Here is a 17,165-nt window from a genome sequence, read left to right on the forward strand (position 1 = left end):
CATACTATTACTGCTCCCACAAAATTTGAAAGTGAGGGATTCGTATGGCAGATGATAAGCATCCAAAAGATGAACCCATTCGCTTGTTGGATGAGGATGATCGTTCTTTAACTTTGGTAAATAACCATGTTGAAGGACGAGATGATGACCGTGACCTTTCACTAGCGTTATCAGAAGAAGAACGAGAGGCAGAAAATCATGCTGAGGTAGAAGAGGAACCTGTTAACTCAGAATATCCACTTCAACCGAGCTTCCAAGAAGAAAGCGCAGCTGAGTATGCAGCGGTAAATGGAATGGCTGGTGCGCGTCCTTTTGACGAAGACCAAACGGTTGAGTCAGCAGAACGCAGAGATACAGCTTACAGCAATGAAGATGATGTCACGGCTGGCCGTGGTGTTGGAACCTTTGCGATTGTTCTTTCCATCTTATCGTTATTCTTCTTACCAGTATTGCTTGGAGCAGCTGGGATTGTTATTGGTTTTGTATCACGTCGTATCGGCTCTACCTCGCTCGGTAACTGGGCTATTGGTATCGGGGCTGTGTCGATTTTAATGACCGTCTTTTTCTCGCCGTTTTTTTAGCGGTAGGAGATGTGGGAGCAGGAGTATAACTAATTATCACTCCATAATGAAAAAGCATAAGCCTGGTGGCTTATGCTTTTTCTAATTGACGTTGTGCTTCAAAATATTCTTCAGCAATTTTATCAATTTCACGCTTTAATTCCTCGACCATAGTTTCTTCCGGTACTTTACGCACGATTTCACCTTTCATAAACAGCAGTCCTTCACCACGTGCCCCTGCAATGCCGATGTCGGCTTCACGGGCTTCCCCAGGACCATTTACAGCACATCCAAGAACGGCCACTTTAATCGGTGCTTTAATCGTTGAAATATAGTCTTCAACCTCATTTGCAATACTGATAAGGTCAATCTCAATTCGTCCGCAAGTAGGACAAGAGATAAGAGTGGCTGCATTTGACGCTAGTCCAAACGACTTTAACAGCTCTCTGGCAACTTTTACTTCTTCTACAGGGTCTGCACTTAATGAAATACGCACAGTGTTACCAATGCCCATGTTTAAGATGGCTCCGAGGCCAGCAGCACTTTTAATTGTACCAGCAAACAATGTACCTGATTCGGTAATACCTAAGTGAAGCGGGTAGTCAAAAGCTTTCGCTGCTTTTTCATATGCTTCAATAGCAAGATTCACATCAGAGGCTTTCATTGAAACGATGATGTCATGGAAATCCAGGTCTTCTAAAATTTTAATATGATGAAGAGCACTTTCAACCATCCCATCAGCCGTTGGGTAACCGTATTTTTCTAGGATGCGCTTTTCAAGCGATCCAGCATTTACACCGATACGAATCGGAATACCTTTTTCTTTAGCAGCCTTAACAACAGCTTCAACTTTCTCGCGGCGGCCGATATTACCCGGGTTAATACGGATTTTATCTGCTCCGCCTTCAATAGCTTTTAAAGCTAATTTGTAATCAAAATGAATATCAACTACTAGTGGAATAGAGATTTGTGCTTTAATGTCAGCGATAGCTTCCGCTGCACGCATGTCTGGACAAGCGACACGAACAACCTGACAGCCCGCTTCTTCTAATCGTTTAATTTCTGCAACAGTTGCTTCAACGTCATGTGTTTTGGTCGTAGTCATACTTTGAACAACTACTTCATTGTTTCCACCAATCGTCAAATTACCGACCTTAACTGGACGAGTTTTTGTACGATGTGTTAATTCGGTCATTGACCAATCGCTCCTTTTATAACAAAAATGGTTTCAGCCATTTTTGCCTAGTCACTCATGAGATACGTATTCATTCTATCAATGAGCGTTTCGATTTGGCAAGAAGAAAGTCATTGATTGCCGTAATAAGGAAACTTATACGTTTCTCCTATTTGAATGTTTTCAGGCTCAATCCCTTGATTCAAGTGTTTGAAATCAAAAATGACTTCTTGAATGGAGGCAGGGAAGGGAACAATTCCTTCATGTAAATGTTCAACAATTGAGAGAACGGTATACCCAGGTTCAACGACCACTTCAACAAATGGTTCTGTAATCACTGGTTCTTCGCTTACTTCATTGGTCATGACAGACTCCGCTTCTTCAATTTCAACCGTTTCCTCAGGTGCTGCTGTAAGGCCATTGGGTAAAGTGCCAATCGTTAGATCATAATAAACACTATAAAGGATGATCAGGATAATAAGTCCGAATCCAATCCGTTTCATGCTTGTCCCTCCCTCAGGATCTCCTGCCATTTAGATGAAATATCACACGACAGACAATCGTTCTTTCTATAAGTGTATGTTGATCTTGGAAAAGTATGACAAGCTATTTAAAAATGAATGGACATAAAAAAAGGCGTGGTGAATACATTGAAACAAACAGAGAATGCTCGTCCGTTGTTAGTGCTTACTATAATTGGACTTCTGCCTATTGTGATGGTTCTTGGCAACTCCATGTTCATACCGGTCCTCCCATTTATGCAAGCTGAACTTGGGGTATCGACCGCGCAAGCTGGATTAATCTTAACGATCTTTTCTGTTCCTTCTGCACTGTTTATTCCTGTTAGCGGCCTATTGAGTGATCGTTATGGCAGACGAAATATAGTGATGGTTTCATTGCTGATTGTCATGTTAGGATGCATCATTTCTGGGGCTGGCTCTGTTTTTCAATCGTTTGAAGCGATTCTTGCCGGAAGATTCATTCAAGGGATTGGAGCAGGAGGAGTGACGCCGATTGCGATGGTGCTTGCAGCGGAATTGTTTCAAGGAGATAAACGGAATCAAGCGCTAGCATCAATTGAAAGTTTTAATGGGGTTGGAAAAGTGATCAGTCCTGTCATAGGAGGAGCGGTATTACTTGGAGTATGGTATTACAGTTTTGTTGTGTATTTAGCGGCAGCCCTTTTAGCATTTATGGGCTTTTATTTAGTTATTCCGAAAAATGAAGCTGTGCGCCAAGAAAAAGGCAAGGGGATGATCAGAGAAGCAATTCAGTTTATTAAAAGTGAAAGAAATGTTCTGATGCCTATTTTTTTAGCAAGCGGTGCCGGAATGTTTTTGTTGTTCGGATTTCTCTTTTTACTTTCTTATGAATGGGAAGGAATGTATTCTTCTAATGGGTTAATCAAAGGTCTTGTATTAGCGGTACCATTACTTCTTTTAACAGTTTGTTCCCTTTTGACAGGTAAGTATGCTTTGAAAAATGCAGATCAAATTAAAAGGTGTATTTTGACAGGTTTATTGCTTTTCATTTTGGTGGCATTGGTTTTTATTTTTACAAGCGGCTTCTTAAGTGATTTACTGCTAACCAGCCTTCTTTCAATCGGACTTGGCTTTCTGTTGCCGGGATGCAGTGCGGCTGTGGCTGCTGTTGTCAATCAGCAGATAAAAGGAATGATCTTTTCCATTTATTCTATGGTCCGTTTTCTTGGCGTTGCTTTTGGACCGTACTTTTTTGGTGTATGGTTAGATGACCGTATGCAAATGAGCTTTAACATCCTACTTTTAGCAGGTGTGACATGTGTGGTTTTAGTATGGAATTGGACGTGTCTGCCAATTGGGAAAACATGTGAAACCCATCAAACTTCATGAGAATGAATAAAAGATAGATCTAAAGTCCCTTTTCTTTTTTCTGTAAAAACTGTTTCCTAATGAGTAGAGCATTCGTTATATAGTTGCTAATAGTTGGTAAATGATGAATGCCGTATGGCCGGTAAGTGGTCAGAATAAAGGAGAGATTAATTTGAAACACTCATGGAAGAAACTGCTGTCGCTTGTTCTCGTGTTTACGTTATTGTATCCAATGCTCTTGCCAGCAGCTGCTTTAGCAGACGCTGCACCTGGAGACGTGATTGTCACATTGGGGGAAAATCTATCACCAGCTGATCGAGAAAAGATTTTAGCTGAAATGAATGAGACTGAAGAGACAGAGATTATTACAGTCAGTAACCAAGAAGAAAGAGAATACTTGGGTGATTATATTAGCTCCTCACAAATTGGTACGCGTGCCTTATCTTCTACAAAGATCACTTTGGCGGAGCAAGGGGCTGGAATCAATGTAGAAACGAATAATATTACATGGGTATCTGAAGGCATGTATGCGAACGCATTAGTAACTGCAGGTGTGGAAGATGCTGAAATTTATGTCACAGCTCCATTCCCTGTTTCAGGGACAGCTGCTTTAACAGGTCTGATTAAAGCGTATGAAATTGCAGCTGAAATTGAGATTCCTGAAGAGCAAAAGCAAGTAGCGAACGAAGAAATGGTCCGTACGGCAGAGCTTGCCGAGTCGATCGGGGTAGAAGAAGCTACTGAACTTATGAACCGAATTAAAGAAGAAATTGCAAATAATCCGGTAGAATCTGAAGAGGATCTTAGAGAACTTATCAGACGGATTGCAGCAGAACTTGGGATTGAACTGACAGAGCAAGAACTTGATGGACTGGTTTCATTATTCATGCGAATGAAGGACTTAAATATTAACTGGGATCAGGTACAAGATCAAATCTCTAAAGTCCGCGATAACTTAGGTGAATTTTTAGCACGTGAAGACACGCAGAACTTTATTAGTCGTTTTCTAGAAGTGATCGCTCAGTTAATTGAAGCACTTAAAGGACTATTTACATCTGAGGCATAAGAGAGGGAGAGGGTTCCCTCTCTTTTTCTTTTACACAGAACGATAAGGTGTAGTACGATGTATGTATGCAGGGACTGTCTTTTCGAAGGGTTTGACTGACTGTTTTTTCGCTTTTTCAATCATCTTTTTTCCTGCTTTTTTCATTTCAATACCTCCTGAATTGATCTGTATTATCATGTAGTTGTATGATTATCTTGACCAAGGGAACGATTTAACTATTCATCGTTATATATAACCAAAAAATTGAAACAATTTTTATTTCTTTTCGTATATACATAAAAAGAGGAGGGACGTTTATATGGAATGGCTAGATTCCGCAACAATCGGCTTTTTTGTAGTCTTTTTAGGCACATTATTCTTATTTGGTGAACTTCTTGTTAGAATGAGAGGGATTTTCGCGATACTCGGTGTGGCCATTATGGCTATGTATTTCTCTTATCACCTAGCGGGTGACGTAGGATTTTGGGTCGTCATTCTTTATGTCGTTGGTTTAGCACTGATTATTGTAGATGGTAAAGTAATTACTGATGGGACAGTCGCCTTATTAGGTGTGCTTCTTATGATTACAGGTCTAGCTTTGCCTGCACCAGATTTAATTTATGGTATTTTAGTATCAATGGGCTTTTTAGTAGGTGGATTTAGTTCTGGTTTATTTTTGAAAGTATTTCCATCTCGTGATCTCTGGGCTCGTCTTACGTTAAAAGACCGTTTGACAGGAGATATGGGATATAACTCTTTAAGAGAAGATTACCGAGAGCTGGTAGGTAAAGAAGGTAGAACCCTTAGTGCGTTCAGGCCTACGGGAACGGTCGAAATTGAAGATAAACATTATAGTGCAACAAGCGGGGGACAATGGCTTGAGGCAAATATGACGGTGAAAGTCACAGATGTTGATGGGACACGAATTGTGGTAAAGAAGATTAACGAAGAAAAACCAAGCGATGAGGCCTGATCAGGCTCATCACTTGGTTTTTTGTTTTGGTTTTGGAATAGCGCTTAGCGCATAGACAATCATACAAAGTACAGCCAAAACTAAGAAGTATCCAGGGATGCCTCCTATAAAAACGTCTGCCCAAGCAAATAAGATCACAGGAAGGGTCATCGCATAAGCTGTAATTAACCACATATGACGATACTGAATGTTTTTTCTGGTACCTCTAAATAATAAAGCAACAAAGGCCAAGATTGTTATCCCGAGAAAAGCAAGTCCTAATACGCCGCTGTACATAAGCAATGATATGATAGCGAGCAATAACGGGAGGAATCCTTTAATATCAGTTAGCCGCTCGTTAAGCTCTGTGTCACTGACCTCTTGGAGCCCTATTAAAGAATAATTAACAGAATGTGTTGAACCATATCTGAATAGGAGCGCTTCATTCTGTTGAAAAATAATTCCTTCGCCAAGCTGTTCAAGGTCTTGGGTAGTTAATTGATTATTTGGGTCAAGGACAAAGACACCTTCAGACAGGGATTCATTTACATAGGGTTCATCCACCTCTGCTTGCAGCTCGCCGTCCCTTAGTGAAAAGGCTGGCATGTCGTTTTCAAGGCTCTCTTCTAGCTGGTTTATGCTGGATACATACGTCATTATTAAAGAGACAATAAAAGGTATACATGCAATAAACACAACCATCAAAACATGCAGCAGTGCTTTTGTGATAGGCTGAAACCGGCTGTATGCTATTACTTTTTTATCAAATAGGCTTTTATAGAAAAATTGGAAAGCGTTCATTTTATTCTCCTCTCATATCAACACATATTCTATCTGAAGCCGTTAAAATCAACAAGTTTCAAATACGTGAACAAGCATTATTTGGCGAATGTTCAAGATGCTTTAAAATTTTTTAAAAAATCATATTTACAAAATGTTTATAAATGCTTAATAATAGATGGGGTGTCATTGTTGAGGTTTGTCGAAAGTCGAAAAATTAAATAGGAATGACTTTCTAAAATGAGGGGATGAGATTAAGTGGATTTACAGACACTTTTGTTCATGTTTTTTGGAGGTCTCGGAATATTCCTTTTTGGGATCAAATTCATGGGGGACGGCCTTCAAAAAGTAGCAGGGGAGAGACTGCGTGACTTATTGGACAAGTTTACGACGAACCCTGTTATGGGGGTTTTTGCCGGGATATTTGTTACTGTATTGCTTCAAACAAGTACCGGTACAACGGTTTTAACGATTGGGCTTGTTAATGCTGGTTTTATGACATTGAAGCAAGCGATCGGTGTAATAATGGGTGCTAATATTGGAACGACGGTAACAGCGTTCATTATCGGTATTAAAATCTCAGCCTACTCACTGCCAATCATTGCTGTAGGGGCGGCCTTGATCTTCTTTATTAAACAGAAGAAAGTGAATAATTACGGCCAAGTTATCTTTGGATTTGGTGCATTATTCTACGGGTTAGACCTTATGGGAGAAGGGTTAAAGCCATTGCGAGAACTGCAAGCATTTGCTGATTTAACGGTTCAAATGGCAGATAATCCGCTGCTTGGTGTGTTGATCGGTACTATTTTTACAGTTGCCGTACAAAGTTCCAGCGCATCAATTGGACTCTTGCAGCAGCTATACGATCAAGGGGCGATGACCTTAGATGCTGTGCTTCCGGTATTGTTTGGAGATAATATCGGGACAACGATTACAGCTATTTTAGCTGCGATTGGCGCATCTGTTGCGGCAAAACGTGCAGCATTAACACATGTAATTTTTAATTTGATCGGTACAGTTATTGTTTTAATTGTATTTCCGCTGTTCTACAACTTAGTAAGTTTCTTAGCGGTAGAACTAGGGTTGAACCGTCCGATGACAATTGCTTTTGCACATGGGATATTCAACGTATCAAACACGCTGATTCAGCTTCCGTTTGTAGCCTTGTTGGCTGTTATTGTGACAAAGCTTGTGCCTGGTGATGAGTACAACATTGAATATAAAGCGAAGCACTTAGATCCTCGCTTTATCGGAAGATCACCTGCTATTGCATTAGGACAAGCCAAGCAAGAGGTTATTCGAATGGCCGATTTCTCTGAGAAAGGACTTATTGAAGTAAGTCAATACTTAGAGAATGGACAGAAACGTCATGCCGAAATGGCGACACAGTTTGAAAGTGCGATCAATAACTTAGACCGTAAAATCACAGAATACCTTATTCAAATTTCATCACGTTCGTTATCTGATCAAGATTCTAAGATGCATTCCATGCTTATGGATACTGTCCGTGATATTGAACGTATTGGTGATCACATAGAAAATATTGTAGAGCTAAAGGATTATCAAAAGACTCATAAAGTAGTCATGTCAGATACAGCGATTAGTGACTTACGTGAGATGTTTGATTTGACGATCTCTACTTTGCAAGAAGCTATCTCCTCCCTAGATAACGGAGATACTGATCAAGCCCGTTCTGTTCTTGAGAAGGAAGATCTTATTGATAAGATGGAGCGCAAACTCCGTAAACAGCATATTGCCCGCGTCAATGAAGGAAGATGTTCAGGCGCAGCAGGCATTGTGTTTGTAGATATTGTTAGTAACTTAGAACGTATTGGTGACCACTCAGTGAATATTGCTGAAGCAGTGATTGGAGAAGTTCGCTAACATTTGGAGCTGTCCTAGCGGGGCAGCTTCTTTTTTTTGTGTGATAGGAATTGGTTAACAGGATTGATTTAAAGCAGCCAATTCATTAATGGAATGTGAGTGGAACTGGAACTTTTTAAAGGTGAGTTATGCTATAATGAACAAGCGTCTAATAAGTGTTGTACCTCTTTGAAATATAAGCGTACAAAAATAAAAAAACATATTGACTTTATCTCCGTTGGTTGGTATTATAATTCTTGTCTTCAACAAAAGACGGATGATACATAACATATTCCACAGTAGCTCAGTGGTAGAGCAATCGGCTGTTAACCGATCGGTCGTAGGTTCGAGTCCTACCTGTGGAGCCATTATGGCGGTGTAGCTCAGCTGGCTAGAGCGTACGGTTCATACCCGTGAGGTCGGGGGTTCGATCCCCTCCGCCGCTATCCTTATTACTTATCATAAACAAATGGCGATTGTGGCGAAGTGGTTAACGCACCGGATTGTGGTTCCGGCATTCGTGGGTTCGATTCCCATCAGTCGCCCCATACGAGGACCCTTAGCTCAGTTGGTTAGAGCAGTCGGCTCATAACCGATCGGTCGTAGGTTCGAGTCCTACAGGGTCCACCATAGTTTTATATTGCGGAGGAATACCCAAGTCCGGCTGAAGGGATCGGTCTTGAAAACCGACAGGCGGGTTAAACCGCGCGGGGGTTCGAATCCCTCTTCCTCCGCCATACATAATGATAATTGATTTACATAGAAAAAGAGCTGCCCCCTCGGGCAGCTCTTTTGTGTTGAATAACTATATTAGGCGAGGGCAAATGGAAGCGATTCAGCTCTGAAACGATACAATTTGGTGTAAGAGTGACGCAATTGGAGTTTGAACCGCCGCAATAAAAGCAGAGTGACGCAATTAAGCGATCAATCGATTCAATTCTGTGATCCACCCGCGCAATCACTTCTCTAATTAGCGCATAAACTGATTGAAAACATACAATTAAATTTCCGGCCGCTGGGTGACATAACCATGCCCGCTTTATTCACGTGCGGCTCTGAATTATGACGATTTCTTAATGTTTAGGTTAAGAATATCCAAGTGATAAGACCAAGTGAAATACAGTACACGGCGAAATAACTTAATTTTGCTTTTTGAACCATGGCAATCAACCACTTAATACTAATTATGGCAAACAAAAAGGAAGAAATAAAGGCTAGCCATAATTCAAGGCCCACACCGTCTGTAAATTGCCCGATAATCTCAGGAAGTTTTAAAAGGGTGATTCCAGATATAATCGGAATGGAGAGTAAAAAGGAGTAGCGAAGAGCTGTCTCTTTGTTCAAACCGCACCACAGGGCCACAACGAGAGTACTTCCCGCACGTGATATGCCTGGTATGACTGCTAATGCCTGCCCGAGCCCGATTAATACCGCATGCCCCCATGTTATTTCCTTTGGTCCCCTCAATCCCTCATTTACACCATGTTCAATTAAGATTAAAAAGATCCCGGTGATAATCAGAGCAGCGCCGATCGTCGCTGTATTGGTGATGGAGTCTCCAAACCAACCTTCCATCAGCTTACCGACAATCATTGTAATAAGAGTAGAGGCGGCCATTAAAGCAGTAAATCTGAAATCGCCTTCGCTTCGTTGGTCTTTCTTAAAAAGATATTGATAAGAACCCTGTAAAAGCTTCAACACATCTTTTCTAAAATACAATAAAACGGCAAGCAAAGATGCTAAATGCAGAAACACTTCAAATGTTAAGGGGCTATCACTCATATTTATCTTAAGCAGTTTTTCAAAAATGAGGAGATGAGCACTGCTTGAGATGGGAAGAAATTCTGAAATTCCTTGTATAAACCCTATGAATAAAGCTTCAATCCACGACATTAGATCCTCCTTTAAAGCTAAGTTATTACATTCTTATGGGACAAGAAATGAATTTATGATCCATCTTGTTTAAAGGGGTTAGGTAGTGGGAAATGTATAAAGGTGTGCGAAATCGAAAGAATAGTGCATTATCGTTGCAACAAAGAGAAGATTTTGGTAATGTAGAAGCGGAAAGACTTAAGAAACATAACTGTTGATTAAGTCATTTGCCTTTTGGGAAAAGACGTCCCAAGTTACACATGTATTCATTATAAGGAGGAGATTTTGAAATGGCTTACGAATTACCACAATTACCTTACGCAGCAAACGCTCTAGAACCTCATATTGATGAGCAAACAATGAATATTCACCACGGGAAGCATCACAACACTTACATCACTAAATTAAATGCAGCACTTGAAGGACATGATGATCTTCAAAGCAAAAGCATTGAAGAGCTTGTAAGTAACCTTGATGCAGTACCTGAGAACATTCGTGGTGCAGTACGTAACAATGGTGGCGGACATGCTAACCACACATTCTTCTGGCAAATCCTTAGCCCGAATGGTGGCGGTGCACCAACTGGCGAATTAGCAGATGCAATTAATTCTGAATTTGGCAGCTTTGAAGCATTCAAAGAAAAATTTGCTGATGCAGGAGCTAACCGTTTCGGTTCTGGTTGGGCATGGCTAATTGTTGATGGCGGAAAGCTTGCTGTTACAAGCACTCCAAACCAAGATACGCCTCTTATGGAAGGTAAAACACCAATCCTAGGATTAGATGTTTGGGAGCATGCTTACTACTTAAACTACCAAAACCGTCGTCCCGACTACATCAACGCATTCTGGAATGTAGTTAACTGGGAAGAGGTTTCAAAACGTTACGCAGAAGCTAAATAATAAGCAAAAGCTAAATGATAATAGGAAAAGCAAAGTCCAAGCGGGCTTTGCTTTTTTTTTATTGGCAAAGCTAAACATCCCTTTCCGCTATTATTTTGTCCAGCTTCAAGGGCTATTCGCTCGAGGTTCCTTCTTACCGTTAAACGAGGTAAAAAAAGCGACCTCTTATTACCGGCCGTCCAGGACTTGTCGCTCATAAACAAGCCCTTTCCGCTTTTATTTATCCAGCTTCAATGGGCAGCGGCTCGAGGTCTTTTCATTCAAAAACTGTTTGGCAATGGCGGCCAAGCCAGTTTCTGCCTGAAAAGCTTGACGCCGCAAAACGCCCCTTTCCGCTTTTATTTTGTATAACGGGTTTTTGTTAAGACACACTACTGAGTAAGGGTGGTGGAGTCGGTGAAGAAGTCTGTTATTCAAAAATTGCTTGGAGATGTAGAGGTAACGAGAGATTTAGTGCTTCTCCTAACGATTGGGGGGTTATATGCCCTAAGTATTGCGCTTTCTAATACGTTTGTTAACGTTTATTTGTGGAAGCAGTCAGGGGAGTTTATTGATTTAGCCTTATATAATTTAACGGCTGTTATCTTTCAGCCATTAACATTTATATTAGCCGGAAGGTGGGCGAAGAAAATTGACCGTGTGATTGTGCTTAGGTTAGGGGTCATTTTCCTAGCTGGATTTTATACGACAGTGCTTTTATTAGGTGATGTTGCGAATCATTATTTAGTGATATTAGGTGCGCTGCTCGGTATAGGGTTTGGATTTTACTGGCTTGCCTTTAATGTACTCACATTTGAGATCACTGAACCGGAAACGCGTGATTTCTTTAATGGATTTTTAGGCTTGCTTACGTCCTTTGCAGGCATGATTGGACCGATTGTTTCAGGATATATTATTACAAGGATGGAGCAGTTTACAGGGTATTCCGTCATATTTGGAATATCACTAACTCTTTTTGTAGTAGCTGTATTAATGAGTTTTCTTTTAAAGAGAAGAGCTGCAGAGGGCAAATTCTTTTTTAGACAAATTCTAGCGGAACGAAAAAATAATGCAAATTGGCGTCATATCCTCCATGCTCACTTTTTTCAAGGGCTTAGAGAAGGGACTTTTATCTTTGTCATTGTTGTTTGGGTATACATTGCAACAGGCAGTGAGTTGGCAATCGGTACGTATGGGCTTGTTGCTTCTGCTGTTCAATTTATAGCCTATTATACTGTTACCAGGTTGATGAAGCCGAGTTTTCGGAAGAAGTCCATTTTAATTGGCGGATCCATTCTCTATGCTGCGATTTACCTGATTGTCTTTGATTTATCCTTTGCGAAATTAATCATGTATGGAATCGTCATTTCTATTGCGTACCCAATGTTATTAGTACCATATATTTCGCTTACTTATGATGTAATCGGTAAAGGGTGGAAGGCTGCCGAAATGAGGATCGAGTATATTGTCGTCAGGGAAGTGTTTTTAAATAGCGGCCGTATTGTATCTGTGCTGACGTTTATAGGTGCCATACTTTTATTCCCTGAAGAGAAAAGTATTCCTGTTGTACTAGCTATTCTTGGAATCGGTCACTTTATCATTTATTTCTTTGTAAGACATGTTCGCTTTTCAAAGCCTGGAGGGGGAGAAAGCTACAGTTTTGCAAGACAGAAAAACGGCGACGGGGGAAGTACAGGAGGCACGAGTGTATAATGTTGCTAATTTGTGAAAGCTTCTATAGTGGCAGTGAATTCCTTTGACAATAAGTAGGGATATGCTATAATAAATTTACAAATTAAACAGCTTTGCCTGCCGTGTTAGTGAGCTTCTTCTTGTTTCGAACCTTGCGTTTTAAAAGGGAGTTCTACATCGAGCTAATGCCAGCAAGCCAGTTTATGCTGGACGCTGAAATTAGTTCTGCGAACACCCACCTACTTGAGTAGGTTCATGAAACAACTGAAGCAACGGCATTCGCGGGTATATACTTTAGAATGAATTTTAGACACCTTGCTTTAGGTGTCTATTGTCATGTATACAGATAATTGTGTTTTTATTATATAGATTAATGAGGGGACTTGCGGATGGGGAAAAATAAACCAAGAAAAAAAGGACATGTGCCAGCAAGACTGAATATGCTGTTCTTTGCTGTATTTATTCTTTTTTCAGCATTAATATTACGGTTAGGTATGGTTCAAATCGTTCAAGGTGAAGATTTTGAAAGAGTATTAGATCGTACGAGTAACACGACAGCAAGAATTGATGCTCCTCGCGGTCTTATGTTAGATCGCTACGGTACACCGGTTGTAGAAAATCAGCTTGAATTATCCGTTACATATACAAACCCTTCAAGACAGACCTCATCTGAGGCGATCTTAGAGGTGGCGCGTGATCTTGAAAAATTAATTGAAGTGGATACAAGCCGGATTACTGAGCGTGACCGTAAAGACTTTTGGCTGCTAATAAACAGTGACAGGCGTTTTGAGCTTGTAACAAAAGAAGAAAGAGCAGAGCTTGAGGGTCCGACAGAAGAATATCAATTAGAACTTGATCGTCTAACGGAGGAACACTTAGCTGAATTAACAGCGGAAGACGAAAGAGTGATGGCGATCTTTCGTGAGATGTCACGAGGGTATGCGAATACACCTCAACGTATAAAACGAGGCATAACCGAGGAAGAGGCAAATATTATCAGCGAAAACCTCGATCAGCTTCCGGGGGTAGATATTCTGCGTGACTCACGTCGTAATTACGTTTTCGGTGAGGCATTTAGAACGATTTTTGGCTCAACGGGATCTATTCCGCGTGAGAAGTTAGACTATTATTTATCACGAGGCTATGACCGCTCTGACATCGTTGGGACGAGTTATTTAGAGTTAGAATATGAAGATGTTCTTCGCGGTCAAAAGGCTGTGGTAGAAAGTATTACGACGTCAACTGGTGGTGAAATTGAGCGCTCGGTTAATGAAAAGCCGGGACAGCGCGGCAATGACCTAGTGTTGACACTTGATATGGAAATGCAGCAAAAGCTTGATGATATTATTTCACAAGAGATTAACAGCAAGGGTGGATCATTCATCAGTCAGCGGACAGCCTATGCCGTGATGATGGACCCAAAAACGGGCGACATTTTAGCAATGTCCGGCTACAGTAACGGTGAGCCGAATGACCAAATTGGAAATGTGACGAAAGCATTTGAAATGGGGTCTTCCGTGAAAGGTGCTTCGGTCTTGGCCGGCTATCAAACAGGTGCTATCAGCCACGGCCAAACGCTTTATGACCGACCGATTGATTTGCCAGGAACACCGCTCAAGCGTTCCTATGTGAATATGGGGTATGTCAATGACATTAAGGCATTAGAGCGTTCATCAAACGTATATATGTTTGAAATTGCGATGCGGATGATGGGTTATAATTATGGCAGCAGCAGAAGCTTTGATACACAAAGAGTAGCAGAAGCATATGATGAAACACGCTATATTTTCAGCCAGTTTGGTCTTGGTGCTGATACAGGCATTGACTTGCCTGGAAGCTCCCGAGGATTAACTGGTCAGAATCGAAACCCTGGTAACCTGCTCGATTTAATGATCGGCCAGTATGATACGTATACGCCGCTACAGCTTGTACAATATGTTGCAACGATTGCAAACGATGGATACCGTGTGAAACCACGTCTTGTATCAGAAATCCGCGAGCCAAGCTTATCACCGGATGAACCAGGGGCGATCCTGCATAAATTTGAACCGCAGATCTTAAATCGTGTTGATGTATCGGATGCCGATTTAAATCGTGTTCAGCAAGGGTTTTATGCAGTAATGAATGGTTCACAAGGTACTGGTGCAGGCATGTTCAGAAGTGCTTCGTATAACCCAGCAGGAAAAACGGGAACAGCGCAGGTTTCTGTACGAGTCGGAGAAGGTCAAAACCGTCGTTCGATCAGCGGTAATAACCAAGTACTTGTGGGGTATGCACCTTATGATAATCCTGAAGTCGCCTTTGCGATTATTGTACCTTACACCGTGCGAGATAATAGTGCAAACTTTGCTCAATCGATTGGAAAGAAAATGCTTGATGAATACTTTGATTTAAAAGAAGAACGCAATGGTCCGACTAAAGCGGATGTGCCGATTCTTGAAGAAGTAGAAGATTAATAAAATGTAAAAAAAGCTTGCTACGTTATTCGTAGCAAGCTTTTTTATGTAATGCGGTTTGCAATGTCTTGATAACTCATTGCACTGTTGACGTCAAAATCACCAGCGCGAACTTTTTCAGCTAAGTTATTGCGCTCCAAATAACGTAAAAATTCGCTGGCGCTGTCAATAATTTTTGCTTGTTCTAATTGATTAGCTACATCATGAGAGCTAGTCCCAGATGTAATGGATAAAGTCATAGAATAGACATTGACAGTTTCTACAGTGACCGATTCCGGCAAGTTTTCGTCAATCAATGCTTCTTCTTCCGCTGCTGAGTCTTCTTCGGTTGGAGAGTCCATTTCTTCCGTTTGTGGTTCCTCTACAACAGGTTCCTCTGGAGGAGCTTCTGCTGAAACATAATATCCTGCTTCTTGTAAGGCTGTCATCATTTCTGAGATTTCAAGCTCTTCTTGTTCAACGATTGTGACAGGCTCTGCAGTTGCTTCTGGTGAGAGTGCATATGTAACCCAAATAACACCTGCACAAAGAGCAATTCCACCTGCCATGCCGCGTAATGCATGAGGAGACATATTATTACCCCCTTACTGCTGGTTCTTCTCTCGAAGCTACTAATCGTTCTACTTCAAGAGGTGTTAAACCAGTTTTTTCTGCAATGATTTCAAGCGTGAAGCCTTTATCGTGTAATGATTCTACTTCAGCCTGCAATTTTTGAGCGGAGGTTGAACGTGCTTTAGGAACATCTTGTCCGTTCACTAGAAGTTCTTCCTCAAGAATGCGGATCTTTTTCTTTAATTGGTAAATCTCTTGCATGAGCGTAATCGAAAAGTTCTCCATCTGCCGTTCCACTTCTGTTGCCTTGTCTTTTCGAAAGAAAGATAACACAAAAAGGAGGATGGCGATTACTAAGAGAATCATAATTGTCCACTCGATCATCTTACAACCCTTCCCTCTATAAACTAATCTATCATTCTACTCTATTATACACATAGGTAGCTCTTAGGAAAAAGTGGTTTTCGTCCTACTTAATCGACAATTTATGAAAGAAGCGTTTACATTTCAGTGTTTATGCGCTCACCTCCCAAATCTCGACAAAAATTATCGACAAAGTCAGCTAGCGAAATAAGGCGAAAAATTTTTTTGTGGATCGATACGATAGGTGGGGCAGGCTCATGACAAAATCAGACAAATTACCCCTGCTTGTCCCGTAATGTCACGCTCGGTATGATTAATATAACAAGATATGCAACGTATGAAGGGTGATGCATACTATTTTTCTACATCATTGGAGGTGTTTTAGTGATAAAAGATATTTTAGCTTTAAGAGAGAAAGGCTTCTCGTTTCGCAAGATTGCAAAGGAGCTTGAAACAACGGTAGGAAAAGTACAGTATTGCTTCAAGAAATATCAAGAAGAACTTCAACAGGAAGGTTCAGAGGATACTAATCAGATGGATGACGCAGCGTTGATACCAGAGATTGATGAAAAAGCAATCGAAGAGGAAGAAGGCAAAAAGATTGAAACCGAAAAGCCTGTTGAAGTGATAAAAGATGTGCCGGTTCATCCATTACCAGCTGCTTATGAACGCGATGAAGTCATGCTGATGCCTAGAACTCCTAATAGTTTGTATGTGTATTGGGAAACACGTGAGTCGACTAGGCGTATGATTGAACATCAATTTAGAGCCCCGTGGCATGAATTAAAAAAGGCAATAAGACTCTATGATGTTACAGCTTTACTTTTTAATGGTCATAATGCTCATCGTTTTATCGATTATGATCTGCCGGAGATGACAAACAACTGGTATTTTCATGGTCTGACTGAAAATAGGACGTTTATTGTTGATCTCGGGATTAAAACAAAAGCAGGCACTTTTTTCAGTATTCTGCGCTCTAATCCAATAGATACCCCTAGAGTGAAAGAAGGCATGGAAGGACAGTATGTAGACGCTGTTCATAAGTGGCAAACGGGGCAGTCCCAGGATCCTGAGTGGCTTGAGCATTTTAGTACGTATTCCTATTATGAATCGACAAAATAAGGAGGA

Annotated in this window: 15 protein-coding genes, 5 tRNA genes and 1 other RNA gene; 15 read left to right on the top strand and 6 right to left on the bottom strand. The window is 40.9% G+C overall.

What is annotated here, in order from left to right; all coding sequences use genetic code 11:
• Positions 1-44: 44 nt before the first annotated feature.
• Entirely contained in the window at positions 45-581 is a 537-nt protein-coding gene (locus PQ478_RS05985) for a DUF4190 domain-containing protein (RefSeq protein ID WP_022626871.1), read from the top strand.
• A gap of 70 nt (positions 582-651) precedes the next feature.
• On the opposite strand, the gene ispG is transcribed toward PQ478_RS05985, so the two are convergent.
• Together ispG and PQ478_RS05995 are read right to left on the bottom strand one after the other, a co-directional pair.
• Positions 652-1,755 carry a flavodoxin-dependent (E)-4-hydroxy-3-methylbut-2-enyl-diphosphate synthase gene (gene ispG, locus PQ478_RS05990; RefSeq protein WP_012958183.1) on the bottom strand — a complete coding sequence of 368 codons (1,104 nt, stop codon included), beginning with the start codon at positions 1,753-1,755 and terminating at the stop codon, positions 652-654.
• Between the two features lie 110 nt (positions 1,756-1,865).
• Positions 1,866-2,237 (bottom strand): hypothetical protein, encoded by a 372-nt coding sequence (locus PQ478_RS05995; protein ID WP_012958184.1) that lies wholly within the window; start codon positions 2,235-2,237, stop codon positions 1,866-1,868.
• Positions 2,238-2,384: 147 nt separating this feature from the next.
• Here PQ478_RS05995 and PQ478_RS06000 point away from each other — a divergent pair, with 147 nt between their 5' ends.
• From PQ478_RS06000 to PQ478_RS06010, 3 genes are all read left to right on the top strand, one after another.
• Positions 2,385-3,605, top strand: coding sequence for an MFS transporter (locus PQ478_RS06000; RefSeq protein WP_289236151.1), 1,221 nt, complete (start codon positions 2,385-2,387; stop codon positions 3,603-3,605).
• 151 nt (positions 3,606-3,756) lie between these two features.
• Positions 3,757-4,650 carry a DUF1002 domain-containing protein gene (locus PQ478_RS06005; RefSeq protein WP_041822279.1) on the top strand — a complete coding sequence of 298 codons (894 nt, stop codon included), beginning with the start codon at positions 3,757-3,759 and terminating at the stop codon, positions 4,648-4,650.
• A gap of 298 nt (positions 4,651-4,948) precedes the next feature.
• On the top strand, positions 4,949-5,602 hold the full coding sequence (locus tag PQ478_RS06010; protein ID WP_012958188.1) for an NfeD family protein: 654 nt from the start codon (positions 4,949-4,951) through the stop codon (positions 5,600-5,602).
• A 9-nt stretch (positions 5,603-5,611) separates the two neighbouring features.
• Here the strand turns inward: PQ478_RS06010 and PQ478_RS06015 are convergent, their stop codons facing one another.
• Positions 5,612-6,382 (bottom strand): DUF1189 domain-containing protein, encoded by a 771-nt coding sequence (locus PQ478_RS06015; protein ID WP_289236152.1) that lies wholly within the window; start codon positions 6,380-6,382, stop codon positions 5,612-5,614.
• Positions 6,383-6,619: 237 nt separating this feature from the next.
• Here PQ478_RS06015 and PQ478_RS06020 point away from each other — a divergent pair, with 237 nt between their 5' ends.
• The 6 genes from PQ478_RS06020 (at position 6,620) to PQ478_RS06045 (ending at position 8,961) form a co-directional block, all read left to right on the top strand.
• A complete protein-coding gene (locus PQ478_RS06020) occupies positions 6,620-8,245 on the top strand; it encodes a Na/Pi cotransporter family protein (RefSeq protein WP_289236153.1) in 1,626 nt (541 codons plus the stop codon).
• A 272-nt stretch (positions 8,246-8,517) separates the two neighbouring features.
• Positions 8,518-8,592, top strand: a tRNA-Asn gene (locus PQ478_RS06025).
• A gap of 4 nt (positions 8,593-8,596) precedes the next feature.
• Positions 8,597-8,670: transfer RNA gene (locus tag PQ478_RS06030), tRNA-Met, on the top strand.
• Between the two features lie 26 nt (positions 8,671-8,696).
• Positions 8,697-8,772: transfer RNA gene (locus tag PQ478_RS06035), tRNA-His, on the top strand.
• Between the two features lie 5 nt (positions 8,773-8,777).
• Positions 8,778-8,854, top strand: a tRNA-Ile gene (locus tag PQ478_RS06040).
• A gap of 14 nt (positions 8,855-8,868) precedes the next feature.
• Positions 8,869-8,961, top strand: a tRNA-Ser gene (locus PQ478_RS06045).
• A gap of 343 nt (positions 8,962-9,304) precedes the next feature.
• Here the strand turns inward: PQ478_RS06045 and PQ478_RS06050 are convergent.
• Complete coding sequence (locus PQ478_RS06050) at positions 9,305-10,117, bottom strand: undecaprenyl-diphosphate phosphatase (protein ID WP_289236154.1); 813 nt, start codon at positions 10,115-10,117, stop codon at positions 9,305-9,307.
• 269 nt (positions 10,118-10,386) lie between these two features.
• Here PQ478_RS06050 and PQ478_RS06055 point away from each other — a divergent pair, with 269 nt between their 5' ends.
• The 4 genes from PQ478_RS06055 to PQ478_RS06070 all read left to right on the top strand — a co-directional run bounded on the left by PQ478_RS06055 (position 10,387) and on the right by PQ478_RS06070 (position 15,122).
• Positions 10,387-10,995 (top strand): superoxide dismutase, encoded by a 609-nt coding sequence (locus PQ478_RS06055; RefSeq protein WP_012958192.1) that lies wholly within the window; start codon positions 10,387-10,389, stop codon positions 10,993-10,995.
• A gap of 396 nt (positions 10,996-11,391) precedes the next feature.
• On the top strand, positions 11,392-12,687 hold the full coding sequence (locus PQ478_RS06060) for an MFS transporter (RefSeq protein ID WP_289236155.1): 1,296 nt from the start codon (positions 11,392-11,394) through the stop codon (positions 12,685-12,687).
• A 90-nt stretch (positions 12,688-12,777) separates the two neighbouring features.
• Positions 12,778-12,958, top strand: a non-coding RNA gene (gene ssrS / locus PQ478_RS06065) — 6S RNA.
• 97 nt (positions 12,959-13,055) lie between these two features.
• The gene (locus PQ478_RS06070) at positions 13,056-15,122 is read left to right on the top strand and encodes a peptidoglycan D,D-transpeptidase FtsI family protein (RefSeq protein ID WP_289236156.1); all 2,067 of its coding nucleotides are present in this window, start codon (positions 13,056-13,058) and stop codon (positions 15,120-15,122) included.
• 44 nt (positions 15,123-15,166) lie between these two features.
• Here the strand turns inward: PQ478_RS06070 and PQ478_RS06075 are convergent, their stop codons facing one another.
• Together PQ478_RS06075 and PQ478_RS06080 are read right to left on the bottom strand one after the other, a co-directional pair.
• Positions 15,167-15,694 carry an MltG/YceG/YrrL family protein gene (locus PQ478_RS06075; RefSeq protein WP_075684250.1) on the bottom strand — a complete coding sequence of 176 codons (528 nt, stop codon included), beginning with the start codon at positions 15,692-15,694 and terminating at the stop codon, positions 15,167-15,169.
• Positions 15,695-15,698: 4 nt separating this feature from the next.
• Positions 15,699-16,058 (bottom strand): hypothetical protein, encoded by a 360-nt coding sequence (locus PQ478_RS06080; RefSeq protein ID WP_012958196.1) that lies wholly within the window; start codon positions 16,056-16,058, stop codon positions 15,699-15,701.
• 363 nt (positions 16,059-16,421) lie between these two features.
• Between PQ478_RS06080 and PQ478_RS06085 the strand changes: the two genes are divergently transcribed.
• The gene (locus PQ478_RS06085) at positions 16,422-17,159 is read left to right on the top strand and encodes a DUF4912 domain-containing protein (protein ID WP_289236157.1); all 738 of its coding nucleotides are present in this window, start codon (positions 16,422-16,424) and stop codon (positions 17,157-17,159) included.
• Positions 17,160-17,165: the final 6 nt, after the last annotated feature.

The sequence above is a fragment of the Alkalihalophilus pseudofirmus genome (genome assembly GCF_029094545.1).
Lineage (GTDB): Bacteria > Bacillota > Bacilli > Bacillales > Bacillaceae_D > Alkalihalophilus > Alkalihalophilus pseudofirmus.